This window comes from Actinacidiphila glaucinigra (genome assembly GCF_035918135.1).
GTDB lineage: Bacteria > Actinomycetota > Actinomycetes > Streptomycetales > Streptomycetaceae > Actinacidiphila > Actinacidiphila glaucinigra.
In genome coordinates this window covers 1,170,019-1,189,523 of sequence record NZ_CP109144.1, presented here as the reverse complement: position 1 = coordinate 1,189,523, position 19,505 = coordinate 1,170,019, and the positions used below count along the sequence as shown (strand labels likewise).

The 19,505-nt window shown below is 73.2% G+C and carries 23 protein-coding genes and 1 pseudogene; 11 read left to right on the top strand and 13 right to left on the bottom strand.

The window, feature by feature from the left end; genetic code table 11:
* Positions 1 to 7: 7 nt before the first annotated feature.
* Positions 8 to 802, bottom strand: coding sequence for an SDR family NAD(P)-dependent oxidoreductase (locus OIE69_RS05210; protein WP_326570744.1), 795 nt, complete (start codon positions 800 to 802; stop codon positions 8 to 10).
* Between the two features lie 55 nt (positions 803 to 857).
* On the opposite strand from OIE69_RS05210, the gene OIE69_RS05205 reads away from it, so the two are divergent.
* Together OIE69_RS05205 and OIE69_RS05200 are read left to right on the top strand one after the other, a co-directional pair.
* Complete coding sequence (locus tag OIE69_RS05205) at positions 858 to 2,264, top strand: amidase (protein WP_326570743.1); 1,407 nt, start codon at positions 858 to 860, stop codon at positions 2,262 to 2,264.
* 5 nt (positions 2,265 to 2,269) lie between these two features.
* Complete coding sequence (locus tag OIE69_RS05200; protein WP_018563802.1) at positions 2,270 to 2,839, top strand: TetR/AcrR family transcriptional regulator; 570 nt, start codon at positions 2,270 to 2,272, stop codon at positions 2,837 to 2,839.
* Between the two features lie 12 nt (positions 2,840 to 2,851).
* Here OIE69_RS05200 and OIE69_RS05195 read toward each other — a convergent pair whose 3' ends face one another.
* Positions 2,852 to 3,412, bottom strand: coding sequence for an ester cyclase (locus OIE69_RS05195; RefSeq protein WP_326570742.1), 561 nt, complete (start codon positions 3,410 to 3,412; stop codon positions 2,852 to 2,854).
* A gap of 131 nt (positions 3,413 to 3,543) precedes the next feature.
* Between OIE69_RS05195 and OIE69_RS05190 the strand changes: the two genes are divergently transcribed.
* From OIE69_RS05190 to OIE69_RS05175, 4 genes and pseudogenes are all read left to right on the top strand, one after another.
* A complete protein-coding gene (locus OIE69_RS05190; RefSeq protein ID WP_326570741.1) occupies positions 3,544 to 4,158 on the top strand; it encodes a TetR family transcriptional regulator in 615 nt (204 codons plus the stop codon).
* Between the two features lie 148 nt (positions 4,159 to 4,306).
* Positions 4,307 to 4,576 (top strand): hypothetical protein, encoded by a 270-nt coding sequence (locus OIE69_RS05185; RefSeq protein WP_143681557.1) that lies wholly within the window; start codon positions 4,307 to 4,309, stop codon positions 4,574 to 4,576.
* Between the two features lie 209 nt (positions 4,577 to 4,785).
* Positions 4,786 to 4,932 carry a hypothetical protein gene (locus OIE69_RS05180; protein WP_326570740.1) on the top strand — a complete coding sequence of 49 codons (147 nt, stop codon included), beginning with the start codon at positions 4,786 to 4,788 and terminating at the stop codon, positions 4,930 to 4,932.
* 48 nt (positions 4,933 to 4,980) lie between these two features.
* Positions 4,981 to 5,548: pseudogene (locus tag OIE69_RS05175) on the top strand (chloramphenicol phosphotransferase CPT family protein).
* Here OIE69_RS05175 and OIE69_RS05170 read toward each other — a convergent pair.
* Together OIE69_RS05170 and OIE69_RS05165 are read right to left on the bottom strand one after the other, a co-directional pair.
* On the bottom strand, positions 5,538 to 6,377 hold the full coding sequence (locus OIE69_RS05170; protein WP_326570739.1) for a helix-turn-helix transcriptional regulator: 840 nt from the start codon (positions 6,375 to 6,377) through the stop codon (positions 5,538 to 5,540). The pseudogene OIE69_RS05175 and the gene OIE69_RS05170 sit on opposite strands and share 11 nt — an antisense overlap.
* Positions 6,378 to 6,632: 255 nt before the next feature.
* The gene (locus OIE69_RS05165) at positions 6,633 to 7,025 is read right to left on the bottom strand and encodes an SRPBCC family protein (protein ID WP_326570738.1); all 393 of its coding nucleotides are present in this window, start codon (positions 7,023 to 7,025) and stop codon (positions 6,633 to 6,635) included.
* A gap of 172 nt (positions 7,026 to 7,197) precedes the next feature.
* Here OIE69_RS05165 and OIE69_RS05160 point away from each other — a divergent pair, with 172 nt between their 5' ends.
* A complete protein-coding gene (locus OIE69_RS05160) occupies positions 7,198 to 8,178 on the top strand; it encodes a D-cysteine desulfhydrase family protein (protein ID WP_326570737.1) in 981 nt (326 codons plus the stop codon).
* 13 nt (positions 8,179 to 8,191) lie between these two features.
* Here OIE69_RS05160 and OIE69_RS05155 read toward each other — a convergent pair whose 3' ends face one another.
* Complete coding sequence (locus OIE69_RS05155; protein ID WP_326570736.1) at positions 8,192 to 8,950, bottom strand: alpha/beta hydrolase; 759 nt, start codon at positions 8,948 to 8,950, stop codon at positions 8,192 to 8,194.
* Positions 8,947 to 10,110: an MFS transporter gene (locus OIE69_RS05150; protein ID WP_392567650.1), complete on the bottom strand. Its 1,164-nt coding sequence runs from the start codon at positions 10,108 to 10,110 to the stop codon at positions 8,947 to 8,949. Before OIE69_RS05150 ends, OIE69_RS05155 begins: the two co-directional genes overlap by 4 nt.
* A 99-nt stretch (positions 10,111 to 10,209) precedes the next feature.
* Here OIE69_RS05150 and OIE69_RS05145 point away from each other — a divergent pair, with 99 nt between their 5' ends.
* Together OIE69_RS05145 and OIE69_RS05140 are read left to right on the top strand one after the other, a co-directional pair.
* Positions 10,210 to 10,968 (top strand): DeoR/GlpR family DNA-binding transcription regulator, encoded by a 759-nt coding sequence (locus OIE69_RS05145; protein WP_326570734.1) that lies wholly within the window; start codon positions 10,210 to 10,212, stop codon positions 10,966 to 10,968.
* A gap of 4 nt (positions 10,969 to 10,972) precedes the next feature.
* Entirely contained in the window at positions 10,973 to 11,638 is a 666-nt protein-coding gene (locus OIE69_RS05140) for an HAD family hydrolase (RefSeq protein WP_326570733.1), read from the top strand.
* 63 nt (positions 11,639 to 11,701) lie between these two features.
* On the opposite strand, the gene OIE69_RS05135 is transcribed toward OIE69_RS05140, so the two are convergent.
* From OIE69_RS05135 to OIE69_RS05125, 3 genes are all read right to left on the bottom strand, one after another.
* Complete coding sequence (locus tag OIE69_RS05135) at positions 11,702 to 12,139, bottom strand: Fur family transcriptional regulator (protein WP_326570732.1); 438 nt, start codon at positions 12,137 to 12,139, stop codon at positions 11,702 to 11,704.
* A 130-nt stretch (positions 12,140 to 12,269) separates the two neighbouring features.
* Positions 12,270 to 12,479, bottom strand: coding sequence for a DUF2180 family protein (locus tag OIE69_RS05130; RefSeq protein WP_179279760.1), 210 nt, complete (start codon positions 12,477 to 12,479; stop codon positions 12,270 to 12,272).
* Positions 12,480 to 12,674: 195 nt separating this feature from the next.
* The gene (locus OIE69_RS05125; protein WP_089223813.1) at positions 12,675 to 13,163 is read right to left on the bottom strand and encodes a carboxymuconolactone decarboxylase family protein; all 489 of its coding nucleotides are present in this window, start codon (positions 13,161 to 13,163) and stop codon (positions 12,675 to 12,677) included.
* A 125-nt stretch (positions 13,164 to 13,288) separates the two neighbouring features.
* On the opposite strand from OIE69_RS05125, the gene OIE69_RS05120 reads away from it, so the two are divergent.
* Positions 13,289 to 14,215, top strand: a complete 927-nt coding sequence (locus tag OIE69_RS05120; protein WP_326570731.1) for a pirin family protein — start codon at positions 13,289 to 13,291, stop codon at positions 14,213 to 14,215.
* 55 nt (positions 14,216 to 14,270) lie between these two features.
* Here OIE69_RS05120 and OIE69_RS05115 read toward each other — a convergent pair whose 3' ends face one another.
* A complete protein-coding gene (locus OIE69_RS05115; protein WP_326570730.1) occupies positions 14,271 to 15,122 on the bottom strand; it encodes a formate/nitrite transporter family protein in 852 nt (283 codons plus the stop codon).
* A gap of 529 nt (positions 15,123 to 15,651) precedes the next feature.
* Between OIE69_RS05115 and OIE69_RS05110 the strand changes: the two genes are divergently transcribed.
* A complete protein-coding gene (locus OIE69_RS05110) occupies positions 15,652 to 16,467 on the top strand; it encodes an IclR family transcriptional regulator domain-containing protein (RefSeq protein ID WP_326570729.1) in 816 nt (271 codons plus the stop codon).
* Positions 16,468 to 16,560: 93 nt separating this feature from the next.
* Here OIE69_RS05110 and OIE69_RS05105 read toward each other — a convergent pair whose 3' ends face one another.
* From OIE69_RS05105 to OIE69_RS05095, 3 genes are read right to left on the bottom strand one after another with little or no spacing between them, the layout of a single operon-like run.
* Positions 16,561 to 17,418, bottom strand: a complete 858-nt coding sequence (locus tag OIE69_RS05105) for a dioxygenase family protein (RefSeq protein WP_326570728.1) — start codon at positions 17,416 to 17,418, stop codon at positions 16,561 to 16,563.
* A 2-nt stretch (positions 17,419 to 17,420) separates the two neighbouring features.
* Positions 17,421 to 18,251, bottom strand: coding sequence for a citryl-CoA lyase (locus tag OIE69_RS05100; protein WP_326570727.1), 831 nt, complete (start codon positions 18,249 to 18,251; stop codon positions 17,421 to 17,423).
* Positions 18,244 to 19,434 carry a CaiB/BaiF CoA transferase family protein gene (locus OIE69_RS05095; protein ID WP_326570726.1) on the bottom strand — a complete coding sequence of 397 codons (1,191 nt, stop codon included), beginning with the start codon at positions 19,432 to 19,434 and terminating at the stop codon, positions 18,244 to 18,246. Before OIE69_RS05095 ends, OIE69_RS05100 begins: the two co-directional genes overlap by 8 nt.
* Between the last annotated feature and the right edge of the window lie 71 nt (positions 19,435 to 19,505).

Genomic DNA, 19,505 nt, shown 5'->3' with positions numbered 1-19,505 from the left:
CGGCCGCTCAGCGGCGGTGCCGCTGGGCCGTCACGATGTCCCGCGTCGCGCGGTCCGCCGATCCGCTGAGCCGCTGGACGCGGGCCGCGAACACCGGGAACTGCCCGGCGACCGCGGTGAGCAGCCGCAGTTCGGGCGGGGCCACGTTCACCTCGCCGAGGTTGCGCTCCACGGCACGTACGACCCCCGCCGTGACCTGCCGCGGCGTCACCGTACGGGCACCGGCCGGCGCCTTGGCGCCCGTGTCGGCGAACATGCCCGCGTCCCTGACGAAGCCGGGCTGGACCAGCGACACCCCGACACCTGTGCCGTGCAGGTCCTCGCGGAAGCCGTGGGCGAAGCCGCGCAGGCCGAACTTGGTCGCGTTGTAGAGCGAGGTGGACCGCGAGGCGGCCTTGCCCGACAGCGATCCGATGAGGACGATGTGGCCCCGCCCGCCCTCGACCATGGCCGGCGCCAGCAGCCGGGCCAGCAGCACCGGTGCCCGCAGGTTCACCATCAGGGCCCGGTCGAGCTCGTCGGGGGCGTAGTCCAGCAGATCGCCGCTGCTCGGCAGGGCGGCGTTCGCCACGAGGACGTCGACGCCGGCGCACTCGGCGGCCAGCCTTTCCACATCGGACCGGACCGCGAGGTCGGCGGGGACGGCCCTCGCGTCCAGGCTCTTCGCCAGAGGTTCGAGGACGTCGGCACGGCGCCCGCTGAGGGTCAACCGCGCGCCCCTGGCCGCGAGTTCGCGTGCCATGTCCTGGCCCAGCCCGCCCGTGGCACCCGTGAGCAGAACAGTTGCACCGGCGATCCGCATCCGTCTAACCTCCCGACTTGTTCGTTCGAACGAACAATAGGGAGAGGGGGCGGCCGTGTCCACTGCCCGTACCGAGGGGCTGGCGGCGCAGGCGCGTGCGCTGCGAGAAGGCGATGTCACCGCCGCGGAACTGGTGCGCAGGACGCTCGAACGCGTCGACGCCACCCAGGCGACCGTCAACGCCTTCCGCCGCGTCCGCGCCGAGGCGGCCCTGGCGGAGGCCGAGGAGGCCGACCGGCGGCTGGAGCGCGGCGAGCGGCTGCCGCTGCTCGGTGTCCCCGTCGCGATCAAGGACGACACGGACCTGGCGGGCGAACCCACCGCGTTCGGCTGCGCCGGGGCGTTCCCGGCCAAGGCGCGGGACGGGGAGGCGGTACGGCGCCTGCGCGCGGCCGGCGCGATCGTCGTCGGCAAGACCAACACCTGCGAGCTGGGGCAGTGGCCGTTCACCGAGGGCCCCGCCTTTGGTGCCACCCGCAACCCGTGGGACCTCGGTCACACGCCCGGGGGTTCCTCCGGCGGCGCCGCGGCGGCGGTGGCCGCGGGAGTGGTCGCCGCGGCGCTCGGCTCGGACGGGGCGGGCTCGGTCCGCATCCCCGCGGCGTGGACGCGCCTGGTGGGTATCAAGCCGCAGCGCGGCCGGGTCTCCACCTGGCCGGACGCCGAGTCCTTCCACGGCCTGACCGTCAACGGCCCGCTCGCCCGCACCGTGGGCGACGCCGCGCTGCTGCTGGACGCCGCCGCCGGGCAGCACCCGGGCGACATCCACCGGCCCCCGGGCATCGCCGCCGTGGAAGCGGCCGGACGCGAACCGGGCCGGCTGCGGATCGCGGTGTCCTGGCGGCCCCCGTTCGTCGCCGCCCGCGCACCGCTCCACCCCGCCGTGCGCCGCGCGGTGGGCGACCTGGCCGACGCCCTCGCCCGGCTGGGCCACGAGGTGGAGGAGGCCGAGCCGCGTTACGGCCTGATCGGGCTGAGCTTCCTGCCCCGCGCGTTCGCCGGCATCAGCCAGTGGAGCGACCGCGTCCCGGACCGTACGCTTCTCGACCCCCGCACCCAGACCGCCTCCCGGAACGGGCGCCTGCTCGCCGGGGCCGCCCTGCGCCGGGCCCGCCGGGCGGAGGGCGGCCAGCACCGCCGGACAGGGGAGCTCTTCTCCCGCTTCGACGTGCTGCTCACCCCCGCCACCGCCACCCCGCCCCCGGCCGTCGGGGCCATGACCGAGCTGTCCGGCCGGCGGACCGATCGGGCGGTGATCGCGGCCTGCCCGTACGCCTGGCCCTGGAACGTGCTCGGCTGGCCGGGCATCAGCGTCCCGGCGGGCTTCGGCGACGGCCTGCCGGTGGGCGCCCAGCTCCTCGGGCCGGCCCACAGCGAGCCCCTGCTGATCTCGCTCGCCGCGCAGTTGGAGAGCGATCAGCGCTGGTACGAGCAGCGCGCCCCCGCCGCGGTGACAGAATGACGGACATGCCCAACCCCGCCGGCACCCGCCAGAACATCATCAGCGCCGTCCTGCGGATCATCGGTCAGGACGGTGTCGCCGCGGTCACCAACCGGCGCATCGCCCAGGAGGCCGGGGTGTCCCTCGGCTCGGTGACCTACCACTTCGCCACGCAGCACGACCTGTTGCGGGAGAGCCTGCTGCACTTCGTGGAGGAGGAGACCGGCCGCTTCACCGAACTGGCCGCTCGGGGTCGACAGGAGGGCATCGACCTCAAGGGCGCCGCCGCGCTGGTCGGGCAGGTCGCCGAGGGGGCGGGTTTCGACAGCACGCACCTCGCGCCCTTCGAGCTCTACGTCCAGGCAGGCCGCGACCCGGCGCTGCGGGAGGCCGCGGCCGAGTGCTTCGCCGCGTACGACCGCCTCGCCGCGTCCGTCCTGACCGCCCTCGGCGTGCCGGACGCAGAGGAGGCCGCCTCGACGGTCGTGGCCCTGGTGTTCGGCATGCAGATGCGACGCCTGGCCACCGGCAGCTCCGCCGAGAGCCTGGTCGACGCGCTGCTCCTGCTGGCGAGGGGCGCCTCGGGCGCCCGCTGAGGTACGGCAGGCTCAGCCGCGCGCCTGCCCGGCCGCCTCGGCGGCCAGCTTCGTGACCTCGTCGGCGGCCCGCTTGGCGCGTCCCGAGACCTTCCAGGCGATCATGCTCAGGGCGACGGCCGGCGACGGGGGGAAGACGCCGAGCTGGCCCAGCATCGTCACGTCGTCGCGCAGCGCCTCGTGGCGGACGACCTTGCCGTCGCGGAGGTCGAGCAGGTGCACCTGCTCGAAGTCGACCTCGCGCCCCGTGGGAGGGATCGCCTGGTCGAGGGCGCCGTCACGGAAGCGCACGAACGGGCCGGTGTGCCGTCCCTGCATGCGCAGCCGGATCCAGACCTGGTCGTCGTTGAGGGCGATGCCCAGCACCGGGAAGCGCAGGTCGCTGAAGGCCGAGCGGAGCCACGCGCCCGAGGCGAGCGTCCCCGCCGGGCCGGGTGTCGAGCAGGCCGCGGGCGAGACGGCCGCCTCACGGTTGTGGTTGTCGGGGCCCACGACCTCGTGGGCCAGTGCCGCGTCGCCCGTCTCCAGGATCCGGAAAAGCCCCTCGGCCAGGTCCTTGGCGTCCATCGCCATCGTTCCCACCTTTCGCCCGCCCGCCCCGCGGGCCGGTCTCACCCGATGCGCGCGCCGCGCATCCGATATTGAGGTTATAGAGGACCGATTGGATAGGTCAAAGCGGAACGGATGTCGCATAGGATGCCGCCATGTCCACCAAGCGCGCTTACGTCTCCCCGCTCCGAGAGCAGGCCGCGGCGCGGACGCGCGCGCTGATCCTCGAACAGGCCGAGCTGCTCTTCGCCGCACGCGGCTACGGGCGGGTGACCGTCGCGGACATCGCGGCGGCGGCCGGGGTCGCGTCGAAGACCGTCTTCGCCAGCATCGGCAGCAAGTCGGACATCCTCGACCGGATCGTCGACAAGGCCGTCGTCGGGTCCGGATACGAGGAGGCGGTCGCACGCATCCTGGACGTGCGGACGCCCGACGGAGTCCTCCAGGCGCTCGCCCGCGGCACCCGGGCGGGCAACGAGAGCCAGTTCAAGGCGCACGAGGCGATTCGCAAGGCGCTGCCCGTGCACGAGAACGGCGAGGCACTGTGGGAAAGGGCGACGGCCGACTACCGGGAGGCGCTGCGCGCGGTCGCACGGCATTTCCTGGAAGTCGGCGCACCTGCCCGGCGGTACTCGCCCGAGGAGACCGCCGACCTGCTCTGGTTCTGGTTCGGCCCGACCGGCTGGCGCACGCTCGTGGTGGAGAACGGCTGGTCGTGGGACCGGGCCGAGGAAGTCCTGTACCGCACCGCCGCGTCCGCCCTCGCCTGACACCGCGGCTCCCCGTCCGCGGCGGAATTCGGCGGGAAGGGCGTGATGAGACGTCACAAACCCGCCCCGGACGTCACTCGTTAAGGCGATCCGTGGATTGACAGACGTTCACCGGGGAATGCGTTCTTCCGAAAGGGAGTGATTCTTCATGGATTTGAAGATTCGCAGGCTCGTTTTCGGCGCGGGAATGCTGGGAGTCGTGCTGGGCGCCGTGGTCGGGGCGATCTCGGCGGGCACTTTCTACAGCGTCGTCGTCGGTGCGTTGCTGTGCGCGGCGGCCGGGGTCGTCGCGGTCCTCTACTGGGGTGAGCACGGGGGTGCCCGGCGCCGCCGTGCCCGGTGGGCCCAGCGGCCGGAGCAGATCCCGCATCCGCGGCGCTTCGGGCGGCTCGACGGCCCCGACGCCTTCCGCTACTGACCCGACGGGCGCCGCGCCCGGGACCGGAACGCGAGAGCGTGGGTGCCCGGGCGCCCCATACAACGCCCGAAGCGGGGAAGGCGGGCCTTCGACGCCGAAGTGGAGGTGCCCATGTCCCCCGTGTCCCACCGTGTCCACGTCCGCCGCCATCCGTCCGACATCGTCGCCCGCCGCCGGCGAACGCCCCTGCCGCACACGGAGGATCCGCGATGATCGCCGCGTTGATGCTCGGGCTGCCGGTGTTCCTGCTCGGGCTGATGCTCGTCCTGTCCGCGGTGGAGGACCGGATCGTGAGTCCTCCCCCCACCCCCCAGCCGTCGGCGAGCCCCAACGCGCCGGGCACGCACACGCCGTAGGGCGACCGCCCACCACGGCCGCGGCGGTCCGGCGACGGAGGAGGCACGTTGCCCGAAGCCGAAGCCGAAGCCGGCGGCCTCATCGTCTTCCTCAACGGGGCGTCCAGTTCGGGGAAGTCGAGCATCGCCAGGGAACTGCTGCTCACCCTGGACGACGCGTACTTCCACCTGCCCGTGGACGCCTTCCACGCCATGCGGTCCCGTCGCGAGGCGACCCCGGAGGAACTTCCGGGCGTGCTGCGGCGCACCTGGCGGGGCTTCCACCCGGGCGGTGGCCGGCATGGCCGCCGGAGGCGACAACGTCGTGGTCGACCACGTGCTCAGCGAGCCGTGGCGCCTGCGGGACCGCCTCGCGCTGTTCCCCGCGAGGGACGTCGTCCTGGTCGGGGTGCACTGCTCGCTCGCGGAACTGCGGGGGCGCGAGCGGGAGCGCGGGGACCGTCCCGCGGGTCTGGCGGCCCGCCAGTTCGGCCTCGTCCACGCCCACGGCCGCTATGACGTCGAGTGCGGTATGACCGAGGCCTCGGCGGCGGAGTGCGCCCGCCGCATCCGCGACTTCCTGCCCCGCAGGACGTTTCCGACGGCCTTCGAGCGGCTGGCGGCCGTCAGCCGGTGAGGGCCTGGGTGCCGAGGACGGTGAGCAGTGCCAGGCGGTCGGCGTCCTCACTGCCCGGTTCCGCGGTGTAGACCATGATGCGCAGGTCGCTGCCCGTCACGGTCAGCACGTCGCAGTCGAGGGTCAGCGGGCCCACGCGCGGGTGGTCGACGATCTTGCGTGACGCCTCGTGCCGGCCGACCGCGCCGGCGTCCCACAGTTCGGCGAAGCGGTCGCTGTGCGCGCGCAGGTCGGCGACGAGCCGGCGCACCTGCTGGTCGGACGGGTAGCGGTCGGCGGCGGTGCGGAGGTCGGCCACGAGCGCCGACTCGAAGCCGGCCAGGTACTCCCTGGTGCGCCGGATCCGCCCGGCCCGGCCGACGAAGTGGTTCCACACCCCGTTGCGCTCGTTGCCGCGCCATCCGGAGGGATCGCCCATCAGCGCCGCGTACGGGGGATTGGCCACCAGCAGCGTCCAGGAGGCGTCGTAGACGGCGACCGGGGTCCCGGTCAGCCGGTCGAGCAGCCGCTGGACGCTGGGGGTGATGTACGCGGGGACGTTGTCCGGCCCCGGGGGCGCCAGACCGGCCAGCTGGAACAGGTGCCCGCGCTCGTCCGGGGACAGCCGCAGCGCCCTGGCCAGGGCTTCCACGACCTGGCCCGACGGGTGGGAGGCCCGGCCCTGTTCGAGCCGGGTGACGTAGTCGACGGAGATCCCCGCGAGCTGGGCCAGTTCCTCCCGGCGCAGCCCCGGGGCACGCCGGTGCCCGCCGACCGGAAGACCGGCCGACTCGGGGGTCACCCGTTCACGCCACCGCCGCACCGCTCTGCCGAATTCCGTCGCCGCCATCTCCTCAGTGTGCTGCGCCGGACGCGACGCTGCCTGGTACCCCGAGTCCCAGGAAGCCCGGGGGCGGCGGCGCCGGGGCCGCTCCGGGCGGCAGCCGACATTTGACTCAGTCCAAACTGCGACCTAGGTTGGGGAGGAGCGGAGGGAGGGCTTCCGGGTCCGCAGGGACGTGCGTCGGCCCGGGAGCCGGCCTCTCGCACCGGCGGAGCGGTCCGCGCCGACAGTTGGCCCCGGCGCGCGGCCGCCCCGCCGGACTCACGCGGTGACGATGCCCGACAGACGGTGCAGGCTGTCGTCCAGTGCCCGGTCCACGACGCCCTCGGGCGGCACGATGCTCTCGTCGGTGAACGACAGGTGGATGGTCACCTCGCTGGTCCGCTCGCCGGTCCGGTCGACCTGCAGCCAGCCCGCGTAGCGGTCGTCCTCGCGGGTGCCCCACTCCAGCCGTCTGTGCGCGCGGTCGGCCCGGAAGAGCGCGGCCGCGTCCCGCCCGGTGTCGTCGTCGTGCACGGTGACGGCGGGCGGTTCGGCGGGGCGGACGTGCAGCTCGTCGGGGAGCCAGGACTCGATGCGGCCGAGGTCCTCCGCCCGGTCGAAGACACGGTCCGCGGAGGCCGTCATGTTCATGGAGCGCTCGAACTCACTCACGGCGATCCCACCTCCTCAGAGGGACACTTCGAGTGTCCCTCCGCCCCGTGACGGCAGCCACCGCGCCCCTCCCGCCCTCCCGGACCGGCGAGCCGCCGGGGAGCCCACAATGGAGTCCACCGGCGTCCCGGAGCGCCGGTCACCGTCGCCGTCAGACCCTGGAGCGCAGCCGATGCCCGGCAAGATCACGCTGTCCGCCTGGCCCACCCCCGTCGAAGCCATGCCCCGGCTGGCCGCCGCCCTCGGCCTGGACGCGGACGACCTGTGGGTCAAGCGTGACGACCTCATGGGGCTCGGTGGCGGCGGCAACAAGGTCCGCAAGCTGGAGTGGACGGTCGGCGAGGCACTCGAAGCCGGCGCGGACACCCTGGTGACGGTGGGCGCGGCGCAGAGCAACCACGCCCGCCTCACCGCCGCGGCCGGGGCGCGCCTCGGACTCGACACCGTCCTGGTCTTCCCCGGCAAGGAACCCGAAGCCGGGTCCGGCACCGGCAACCTCGTCCTCGACGGACTCTTCGGCGCCCGGGTCGTCTGGGCCGGTGACGCCGAGCCGGCCGAGCTCGCGGGTGCCGCCGAGGACGTCTGCGGGCGACTGCGCCGCGAGGGCGCGCGGCCCCACCTCATCCCCTTCGGCGGTTCCAGCGCCACCGGTGCCCGCGGCTACGTCGAGGGCGGCGAGGAGCTCCGCGCCCAACTGCCCGACGTCGCCCATGTGGTGGTGGCCCTCGGCTCCGGCGGCACCATGGCCGGTCTCGTCGCCGCGCTGGGCGAGGAGCGGGTGCTCGGCGTCCACTGCGGCGCCGTGACCGAGCCCGCCGCGATCGTCGCGGACCTGGCCGGGGAGGTCACCCGCCGTGCCGTCTCCCCGGACGCGCTGCGCATCCGTACCGACCAGGTCGGCGCCGGCTACGCGACGCTCCACGAACCGGCCCTGGAGGCGATGCGGACGGCGGCGGCCACCGAGGGCATCGCCCTCGACCCCACCTACACCGGCCGCGCCATGGCCGGTCTGGTCGCCGCCGTACGCGACGGCGACATCCGCCGCGGGCAGCGCACCGTCTTCCTTCACACCGGCGGGCTGCCCGGGCTGTTCGGGCACGCCGAGGCCGTGCGCCGCTCGGTCGCCGCGCTGCGGCCGTACGAACGGAGCTGACGGGCCCGGACGTTCACGCCCCGTCGTGCAGAACGGCGTCGACGAAGCGGCCGCGCGGCTGCGGGTTGCCGGTGAACCACAGGGCGAGCCGGTGCTCCGCGTCCGGGTAGGTGAGCCGGGTGAAGCGGGCGCGGGAGCCCCCGAGCGCGGTCGCGACGGCCTCGGTGACGGCCGGCGGGATCACCGCGTCCGAGGCGGGCGTCGCCAGCACCGCCCGGCCGGACAGGGACCGGAAGGTTTCGAGGGCGGGCGAGGTGCGCCAGCTCCCCGGTGTCCGGATGATCTCGGTGAAGCCCGCCCCGAACGGCACGGTCCAGGCCTCGGCCGCGTACACGGCGGGCGCGCACAGGCCGACGGACGCCACGCGGGCACCGTAGTGCCGCGCGAGGTCGGCGACGGTCTGCCCGCTCATGCTGAAGCCGATCACGGCCAGCCGGTGCCGGGCCGGGACGTGCCCGTCGATGACCGCCCTGGCCTGCAGGAACCGCCGCTTCAGGCTGGATTCGGCGAGCTGACCGGTGCTGTCGCCGTGCCCCGAGAAGTCGAGCGAGAGCGCGTGGTGACCCCGCACGGCGACGTCGGTGAGCAGTCCGGTGAGCCGCTGCCGGTCGCTGGTTCCCGCGCCGTGCAGGACGACTGCCGTCAGCGGGGCCGCCGGGCCCCGGTCCGCCGCGACCGGGCGCGCCGCCGTGCAACCGAGGGTCTCGCCGTCGCAGTTCACGGTGAAGGACTCGATCGCGGGGATCGTGTCCGTGTGGTCGGTGCCGGTCATGCCGTCGGTACCTCCTGGTGTGCCGCCGGGGCGGTGCGCGCGGGCGGGCGCAGGATGCCGGCCGTCGCGGCCGCGACGGCACAGCATGCCACGGGCAGCAGGAAGGTGAGGTTGAGCGGCATCAGGTGGGTCAGCGGTCCGATGACCGCCGGCCCCGCGAGCATGCCGAGGTAGCCGAGCCCGGCGACCCGGGAGACGTTGGCGCCCGCGGCGGCGGGATCGGCGTGGCCCGCCGCGCTGAACAACTGCGGTACGCAGCCGGACAGTCCGGCGCCGAACACGGCCCAGCCGGCCACCGCCAGCGGCACCCAGGGCGACAGGGCCGCCGTCAGCAGTCCGGCGGCGGCCACCGAGGCGCCGCCCCGCAGGACGGCCAGGGGACCGACCCGCGCCGCCAACCGGTCCACGACGAACCGGCCGACCGTCATGGCGGTGGCGAAGGCCCCGTAGGCGAGCGCGGCGGTGGCGGCCGGCGCGTCCAGCACGGTGCTCAGGTGGAGTGTGCTCCAGTCGTTGGCCACTCCCTCGCACATCATGATCATCAACGCGAGTACGGCGAGCGCCCAGATGCGCCGCGGGGTCTTCCTGCGCACCGGCGGGCCGGCGTCCACCGACTCCGGGGCACGGGCCGCGGGCCGCAGCAGGGCGGGTGCCGCCGCGACCGCGGCGACGACGCCCAGCGCCGCCACGGCCCCGAGCGTCCACGCCGGGCTCCAGCCCTGGCTGAGGGTGCGCGCGCCCACCAGCGCGGCCAGGACGCCGCCGACGGAGAAGGTGGCGTGGAAGGCCGACATGACGGGGCGTCCGTAGGCGTGCTCGACCTGGACGGCGTGGGCGTTCATGCTCACGTCCAGACAGCCGTTGCCGATGCCCAGCAGCAGGAGTCCCGCCCCCAGGGTCCATGCGTCGCCGGCCAGACCCGGCAGGACGACGGTGGCGCTGCACAGCGCCGCGCTGACCGGCACGACCGTACGGGCACCGAGACGGTCGGTGAGCGGACCGACGATCTGCATGCCCGCGAAGGCGCCCGCGCCGAGCAGCAGCAGGAGCCAGCCGAGGGTGGCGTGGCCGATCCCGGTGCGGTGCTCGATCTCCGGGATGTGCACGATCCACATCCCCAGCAGGAAACCGTTCAGCACGAAGTAGGCGAAGGTGGCCATCCGGGCGGCCCGAGGTGTTCCGTTCACACATCGAACATAGCGAACAGGAATCGGTTTCGAAACCTTGCCTTTCGAACGTGAAAGATGTTCAATGCCGTCATGGCTGGCACCGACCGACTCAGGCAGATCACCGAGGCCGTACAGGAGGCGGGACGCCTCGGCGTCGCCGAACTGGCCGCCCTCACGGGCGCCTCGGAGATGACCGTCCGCCGCGACCTGGAGGTGCTGGCCGCCCAGGGTGTGCTGGAGCGCTACCGGGGCGGCGCGCGGAGTCTGCTGCTGCGCGGCGAGGAGCCGCCCTTCGGGCTCAGGTCCCAGGAGGGGCAGGAGACCAAGCTGCGCATCGCCGCGGAGGTCGCCGGGCTGATCGCCGACGGCGAGGCCGTCGTGCTGGACAGCGGTACGACATGCCTGGAAGTGGCCAGGGCGCTCGAACAGCGCCGGCTGACGGTGATGCCGCTGTCCCTGCACTCCGTGAACGCCCTGACCGGTGCCCCGCACCTGACCATGCTCGTCCCCGGCGGGCGCCCGCGGCCCGGCGAACTGGCGCTCACCGGACCGCTGACGGAGGCCTCACTGGCCGCACTGCGCTTCGACACCGCCGTGATCGGCTGCTGCGGGCTCAACGCCGCCAACGGCCTCACGGCCTACGACCTGGACGACGCCGCCGTGAAGCGGGCCGCGATCGCCTCCGCCCGGCGCGTCATCGCCGTGACCGAGGGCGCCAAGCTCTCCCGTACCGCCCTCGCCTTCGTCGCCCCCGCCACCGCGCTGCACGCGGTCGTCACGGACGGGTCCGCGCCGCAGGACGCGGTCGGCGCGCTGTCCGCGGCGGGCGTCACGGTGCGGCAGGTGTGACCCCGTGCGCAGCACCGTTCTCTTCGACCTGTTCGGCGTCATCGCCTGCCGGCAGTCCGCCGAGGGCAGGGAGCGGCTGGAACGGCTGGTCCTCGCGCCGGGGGTGCCCGCCACCCGCTTCTGGGACGCCTACTGGGGGCTCCGCCCTCCCTATGACCGCGGCGAGCTGACCGGCTCCGCCTACTGGGGCGGCGTGGCGGCCGCCCTAGGGACCCGCTTCGACAGCCGGCGCGCGGAGACGCTCATCGCCGCCGACGTCGACAGCTGGAGCGCCGTCGATCCCCCGATGGTCGCCCTCGTCGAGGAACTCGCCTCCCAGGGGTGTCGCATCGGGCTGCTCTCCAACATCCCCGAAGAACTGGCCGCCCACTACGAGGCCCGCCACGCCTGGCTGCGGCACTTCCAGGTGCGCGCCCTCTCCTGCCGCACCGGTCAGGCCAAACCCGACCCGGCCGCCTATCACTGGTGCCGGGACGCGCTGCGGGAGGATCCCGCCCGCATCCTCTTCGTGGACGACCGCCCGGAGAACATCCACGCGGCGCGGGCGGCCGGCATGCGCGGCCACCTCTTCACCACCCCCGCGCGGTTCAGGAGGCACCTGTTGCGCGCTGCCCTGCTCCGGCCGTCCTCGGGCGATGCCGCCGAGGCGCGGGATCCGCACGGGACGTGAGGGGACGTCAGTCGCGGGAAGTTGTTGCCGCGCCGTGCGGGTCGTACGCGCCGTGCGGGTCGCTCACGCGACCGCGGTCGCCTTCCGGCACTCGGGACACAGGCCCCACCAGGTGATCTCGGCCTCGTCGACGACAAAGCCCTTGTCCTCCACGGGGTCCAGGCACGGGGGTGTGCCGACCGTGCAGTCGACGTCCTCGATGTGCCCGCACCTGCGGCACACCAGGTGGTGGTGGTTGTCGCCGACGCGCAATTCGTAGCGCGCGGCGGAACCGGCGGGCTCGATGCAACGGATCAGCCGTGCCCTGGTGAGGTCGTCGAGCACGTTGTAGAGGCCCTGCTTGGACAGTCCTCCCGTGCCCGGGGAGCCGACGCCCATCCTCGCCTCGAGTTCCGAGGCGGTGGAGTGGGGATGGCCTTTCAGGGCGGTGAGGATGGCGCGGCGCTGTGCCGTGCTGCGCAGCCCCTTGCTCTTGAGTAGGTCGCCCGCTGACTGCTCCATGGCCGGCGTCACACTCCTTCCCGGGTCGCCGTGCGGGTGCCGGCCCGCAGGCGGGTCGCGTCGCCCGGCGGTACGCGCGAGATTTGACAAGATCAATTCTAGTCGACGTGCCCCGCCGACGTGTCCGTACTCAGTCGGTGGTCTCGGCCGTGTGGCAGGTGGCGCAGACGACCCGGCGCGCGGGCAGGCGGCTGGTGGCCCGGCCGAGGCCCTTGGGCTGGTGGACGGGGAGGCGGACGACGCGGGAGTGGTCCGCGCAGGTGAACAGGCCGCAGCGGGTGCAGACGCCGATGCCTTCGCTGTCGTGGCGCGCTTCCTGGACGCAGTCGTAGCACTTCACGGGAGTTCGCTCCAGGGGGTGGGGGAGGGGCGCGGCTCTCGTCGCCCCGCCCCTCGAACGTAAAGGCGAGAATTGACTGAGTCAAATCTAGGCGGGCGTGCGTTCCGAGCCGATCCGCTGACCCCGACGGACCGGGAAGGGCGCGGACCGGCCGTCACCAACGGCGGGCCGCGCCCCTTCGCGTACGGTCGTGCCTCACTGCTTCGGGCCGGGACGGACCGGGTGCTTGCTGAGGATGGACACCCGGTTGAAGGAGTTGATGGTGATCGCCACCCAGATGAGGGCGGAGAGCTCGTCGTCGCCGAACACCTCGCGCGCGGCCTGATAGGCCTGCTCCTGGGCGGTGGCGTCGGTGGGGTCCGTGGTCACCTCGGCCACCGCGAGCGCGGCACGCTCGCGCGCGCTGAACAGCTCGGTGTCGCGCCAGGCGGGCAGCACGGTGAGCCGCTGCGGGGTCTCGCCCGCGTTGAGGGCGGCCCTGGTGTGCCGGTCGAGGCAGAAGGCGCAGCCGTTGAGCTGCGACACGCGTATGTTCACCAGCTCCACCAGGTCCCGTTCGAGCCCGGCCTCGGCGGCCACGGCGCGTACGGTCTCGGCGGCGGCCACCATCGCCTTGTAGGCCCGCGGACTCTGCTTGTCGATGAAGATCCGCCTGCTCGGCCGAACCGCCGTGGTGTCGCTCACCAGCACTCCTTCGCCGGGCCGTCTCCGGCCGCCGTGGGATGCACCGTCGTCCGTCGCGGGCATCGCCGTATCATCACCACCATGATTGTTGAAATTCGAAGCAGTCGTTGTGTGAGAAGCGCGACATGAGCGAGTCCCAGGCAGAGACAACTGTGGAGATCCTGTCCGCCCGCGACGTCCCGCTCGGCGGACCCCGCGCGATGACGGTGCGGCGCACCCTGCCGCAGCGGAACCGCTCGCTGATCGGCGCCTGGTGCTTCGCCGACCACTACGGTCCGGACGACGTCTCCGACACCGGGGGCATGGATGTCGCGCCCCACCCCCACACCGGGCTCCAGACCGTGAGCTGGCTCTTCAGCGGCGAGATCGAGCACCGCGACAGCCTCGGGACGCACGCCTACGTGCGGCCCGGCGAGCTCAACCTCATGACGGGCGGGCACGGGATCAGCCACTCGGAGGTCTCCACCGAGCGCACCACGGTCCTGCACGGCGTCCAGTTGTGGGTCGTGCTCCCCGAGCGGGACCGTGACACCGCCCCGGCCTTCCAGCACTACGTCCCGGAGCCCGTGGCACTCGGCGGGGGCGTGGCGCGGGTGTTCCTGGGGTCCCTGGCCGGCGACACCTCGCCGGTGACGACCTTCACCCCGCTGCTCGGCGCCGAACTCGCCCTCGATCCCGGTGCGACCGTCACCCTGGCGATCGACCCGGCCCACGAGCACGGCCTGCTCGTCGACAGCGGCGACGTCGAGATGGCCGGCACACGGCTGAGCCCGGCCGATCTCGGCTACCTGGCCCCCGGCGGCGACACCCTGACCCTGACCAACCACGCCGACGCCCCCGCCCGGGCGGTACTGCTCGGGGGTCCGCCCTTCGAGGAGCGGATCATCATGTGGTGGAACTTCATCGGCCGTACGCAGGAAGACATCGAACAGGCCCGCTCCGACTGGATGGCGGGCACCCGGTTCGGTGAGGTCAAGGGCTACGACGGTGAGGCGCTGCCCGCCCCGGAACTGCCGCGCGTGCCCCTGAAGTCGCGGGGGAACACGCACTGACCGGCGCGATCCGGCGGTGGACACCCCGGTCCGCCGCCGGACCGGCCCGCGTCGTTCAGACCGGGACCGACTCCGGAGCCTCGACCGGGGCGGCCCCGCCGGCGGGCCTCCCCGGCCTGCCGCGGCCCACGAACGCGTACGCGGCGCCGACCAGCAGGCCGCCGCCGACGAGGTTGCCGAGGCCCACGAACAGCAGGTTGCGCGCGAAGCCGGCGGCCGTCGCGTCCGGCACGTGCTCGAGCATCCCCAGCGAGTAGTACGTCATGTTGGCCACGACGTGCTCGAAACCGGAGCCGACGAACGCCAGCAGGGCCCAGAAGATCAGCGCGATCTTGGCGCCGTCCGACCTGGTCCGCGCGGCCATCCACACGCCCAGGCAGACCAGGAAGTTGCAGAGCACACCGCGGAAGAAGAGCGCCGAGCCGGACTCCGCGGCCTTCGTCTTGAGCAGGGTGGTGAGCAGCGCGAGGGCCGGCGCGGCGTGTCCGGGAGTGGCACCGGCGCCGATGACCCCGCTGCCGTGCACCACCAGGGCGAAGAGGGCGGACCCGATGAGGTTGCCCACGAACGAACCGACGATCAGGGCGGCCGCGTTGGCACCGCTGATGCTGCGGACGAGGACGCCCTGGACGCTCGTCATCATGTTGCCGGTGGTGAGTTCGGCGCCGGCGAAGACCACCAGGGTGAGTGCCACGGCGAACAGCAGGCCCTGGACGAGCTTCGTGAACGGCGACCCCGCGGCCGCCAGCGGTCCGGTGACCGTGAGCAGCAGCACCGCCGCGACCCCGATGAACGCGCCGGCCAGCAGGGAGCTGACCAGATAGCGGCCCGGACTGAGGAGGCCGGCGGCCTTGTCGGCGGCGGTCCGCCCCTGCTCGTCGAGGGCCTGGGACACGGGGATCGGCATGGTGTCACCTCTTCACTGATGTACCGGAATGTCCGTCCTGCATTTCCCGATGCTAGGTCGGAGGAAGCGTCGAAAAGGAAAAGGAGTTGCACGTCACAAGGGGAGGGGTGGGTTCTCCCATCGATGTGCAATCAGCGACGCAAGCCCGGGTCAACGAGAATTCAGCCATCGGTAAAGTGGCGCTCTGTGATGGGGGAGCGGCAGGTGGGGGTCGGTCTCCGGGGATTGCGGTGGAGAGAGGCGCCGAATGCTGGAGCGCATTGTCTTTTCTGGTGGATGGCACAGGAAACTACTGGTCGGTCATCTCCTTCCGTGGAATGTCGGCGGTCGCGCGGGCGACCGGGGCGCGACGGGTTCTCTCGGGCCCGGCAACCGCGGACGATCGTCCGTATAATGGCCGCCGAGAGGATGCCCGCGCGGTCGGGGCCGGCGAAGGGGAACGGACGCAGGCGCGACGCCGTCTGCGGGCGGTCCGCCCTGCGGTCACCGGTCGAGCGGGCATCGCCGACGAGGACGCGGGAGGCATCGGATGGCAGGGCGCGGAAGCGGTCCGGACTTCGTGGAGGCATTGGCCCGCGGGCTCGACGTGCTCGGCTGCTTCGACGCCCGGCACCGCCGGCTGACGCTCAGCGAGATCGCCGCCGCCACGGGGCTCGCGCGGCCGACCGCGCGTCGTCTGCTGCTGACGCTGGAGGAGCTCGGCTACGTCCGCACCGACCAGGGCGGGTTCACCCTCACGCCGCGCGTGCTGCGGCTGGGCATGTCCTACGTGGGCTCGCTCGGCCTGTGGGACGTGGCCCGCCCCCACATGGAGGCGCTGGTCACGCAGACCGGGGAGTCGTCCTCGATGGCGCAGCTGGACGGCTCGGACATCGTCTACGTGGCCCGGGTCTCCGTACCGAAGATCATCGCGCTGCGGGTGGACATCGGCACCCGGTTCCCCGCCCCGCAGACCTCCCAGGGCAAGGTGCTGCTCGCCGGCCTGGGTCCGGAGGAGCTGGAGGCCGTCCTGGCCGAGCCCAGCCGCTCCGGGCTTCCCGGCTTCCCGCGGCCGACGCCCGAGGAGTTCGCCGCGGAACTGCGCACGGTCCGGGCCCGCGGCTGGGCGCTGGCCGACGAGGAACTCGCGCCCGGCGTACGGTCGGTCGCCGTGCCCGTGCGGGACGGCGACGGGGTGGTCCGCGCGGCGATGAACGTCACCGTGCACGCCGCCGAGACCGGGGTGGACGTGCTCACCGGCACCTACCTCCCCCTGCTGCTGCGCGCGGCCGGGGACGTCTCGGCGGACTGGGCGCTGTGGCAGAGCCGCCCGCACGGCGAGGTCCGGCCGGCCGCCGCGGGCTGACGCGTTCGGCATCCGGCATCCGGCATCCGGCATCCGGCGTTCGGCAGCCGGCAACCGGCAACCGGCAACCGGTGGCCGGTGCAGGCCGGTCGGTCAGCCGGACTGCAGGACGAAGTCGAACTCGGCCTGCAGATACGGGACGTCGAGCGTCGTGCCGTCGGGGGCGGGTCCCGCCGGCCGTTCGGCGAACGTCACCACCAGCGCTTCCTTCGTGCCGAAGACGACGTCGCTGTCCAGGTACTCGCTGCCCTCCTGGAACAGATGGGTGATCAGCTTCCCGTACCCGGGCTCGTTGATCAGGAAGTGGATGTGCGCGGGGCGGAAGTGGCTGATGTCGGTGGTGCCGATCAGGTCGCCGACCGGTCCGTCCATGGGGATCGCGTATCCGCGCGGGGCGATGGTGCGGACGCAGTAGGTGCCGTCCTCCCGTGCCCGGTACTTGGCGCGCAGCCGGGCTTCGTCGATCTCGGGGAGCTGCGCCTCGTAGGCGCCGTCGGCGTCCGCCTGCCACACGTCGAGGACGGCCCCGGGGACGGGCTTGCCCTCCAGGTCGGTGACCTTGCCGGTGACGAACAGCGGTGTGCCGGCGATGCCGTCGGACATGTCGAAGCCGTACGGGGCGGCGGGCGATCCGTCGATGTGGAACGGGCCGAGGACGGTGGCGGGGGTGGCCTGGGGCGCGAACCTGTTGTTCAGCTGCACCACGAGGGTGCTCAGCCCGAACACGTCGGAGGCGAGGATCAGTTCCTGGCGCTTGGCGTCGCTGATCCGGCCCGCCTCCGTCAGCCACTGGATCGCGGCCATCCACTCGTCCTCGCCGAGTTCCACCTCGCGGGCGAACGCGTGGAGATGGCGGACCAGGGCGGACATCAGCTGCGCCTGGCGCGGGTCGTGGGAGGTCGCCCAGCGCTGGGCCGCCAGCTCGGTGAGGTTGTCCTCGTTGACGAACATGGTCACTCCTTGGTGTTCCCTGCGGATTCGGTGTCCGGCTGGGGCGGGACGGGCCGGTTGTTCAGGTCGACGGAGAGGAAGATGTCGTTCGCGACCGGGTTGCGCATCTCCTCGGCGAGTTGGCCGATGAGCCCGGCGGTGCGTGCGAGCAGGGCGAAGCCGCGCAGCAGCGGCAGCGGCAGTCCGAGGTCGGCGAGTGCGGCCCCGCAGACGCCCGCGCCGTTGAGCGGCAGGGTCCTGCCGAGGACCAGGGGGTGCACCCGGCCGATGGCCGCGAACAGCGACAGGTGCGGGCCGAACAGGCCCTCCTCGGCGGCGATGTCCATCAGCCGGGGCGTGCGCGGGTCGCCGTCCTTGTGCACGTGGTGGCCGAGGCCCGGGACGAAGCGGCCGGCCGCCCGCTGCTCGCGGACCAGACGCAGCGCCAGCTCGTCCCAGCCGGTGTCGTCGCGCGGCGGTTCGCCGTGCGCGGCCAGCGCCTCGTGCAGGAACGTCCCGGTGTCCTCGGTGACACCGAGGAAGCGGGAGCCGCCGCCGAGCAGGCCCGCGGCGAGCGCGCCCTGGACGGAGTCCGGCGCGGAAAGGTACGTGAGCCGGGTGACGATGGCCGTGGGCGTGAAGCCGTGGTCGGCCAGGGCCGCGAGAACGGCCTCGAAGACCCGGGTCTCGCCACGGCTCGGGCGGCGCTGCGTCGCCAGCCAGAAGGCGAGTTCGCCGAAGCCGACCTCGCCCATGACGTCCTGGGCGAGGTCCTGCCCGAGCAGGGTGATGCTGGTGCGGTCGGAGGCGCCCAGCGCGGTGGGGTAGCCGCCGGGTGCGGACGGGTCAGTCACGGGTGTCCTCCGGGTCCTGGGCCAGCCACGCCCGCAGTTCGGCGCCGTGCTCGTCGAGCCCCGGAGGCGGTAGCCGGTAGACGGCGGGAGTGGCCGAGAAGGTGACCGGGTGGCGGGTCGTGGGCACCGCGCGCTCTCCTTCGCCGACGGTGACGACCGGGTCGAGCCCGAACCGCTCGGCCATGGCGAAGCCGCCGTCGATGGTGTTGATCGGCCCGCTCGGCACGCCGGCCTCGACCAGCAGCTCGAACCATTCGTTCGCGCCGCGCTTGACCAGCTGCTCCACGAGCAGCGGCCGCAGCTCCTCGCGGTTCGCGGTGCGGTCGGCGTTCCGCGCGAACCGCGGGTCGTCGGGGACCCCGGGGATGCCGAGGACCTCGCACAGCTTGCGGAACTGGCCGTCGTTGGCGGCGGCCACGATCAGGTCGTTGTCGGCCGTGGGGAGGGGCTCGTACGGGAAGACACTCGGGTGTGCGTTGCCCATCCGGTACGGGACCTCGCCCCCGGCCACGTAGGCCGAGCTGTGGTTGACCAGTCCGGTCAGCGCCGACGACAGCAGGTTGACCTCGACGTGTTGGCCCTCGCCCGAGGCGTCGCGGTGCCGCAGGGCGGCGAGGATGCCGATGGCGGCGTGGTTGCCCGCCATGACGTCGAAGACGGAGATCCCGGCCCGGTACGGCGGGCCGCCGGGCTCGCCGGTGAGGCTCATCAGCCCGGAGACGGCCTGCACCATCAGGTCGTAGCCGGGCACATTGCGCCCGGCGCCGGAGCCGAAGCCGCTGATGGAGGCGTAGACGACGGCCGGGTTGCCGGTGCGCACCGACGCGTAGTCCAGGCCGTACTTGACGAGGCCGCCGGGCCGGAAGTTCTCGATGACGACGTCCGCCCGGCGCGCGAGTTCGCGCGCCGCCCCCCGATCGGCCTCGTCGCGCAGGTCGAGCGCGATGGAACGCTTCCCGCGGTTGATGCCGAGGTAGTAGGTGGACACCTCGTCGCGTACCGGGGGCGTCCAGCTGCGGGTGTCGTCCCCGTGCGGACCCTCGACCTTGACGACGTCCGCGCCGAGGTCCGCCAGCAGCATCGTGGCGTAGGGCCCGGCGAGGATCCGCGAGAAGTCGGCCACCAGCAGCCCGGACAGCGGGCCCGCCGGGCCCGGTCGTGCAGGCGCGGTGCTCTCTGACATCCAGGTTCACCTTTCATCTGACCGCAGGACGGACAGCCGTCCGTACCCGTGATTCTGTTGCGGGAACGCGG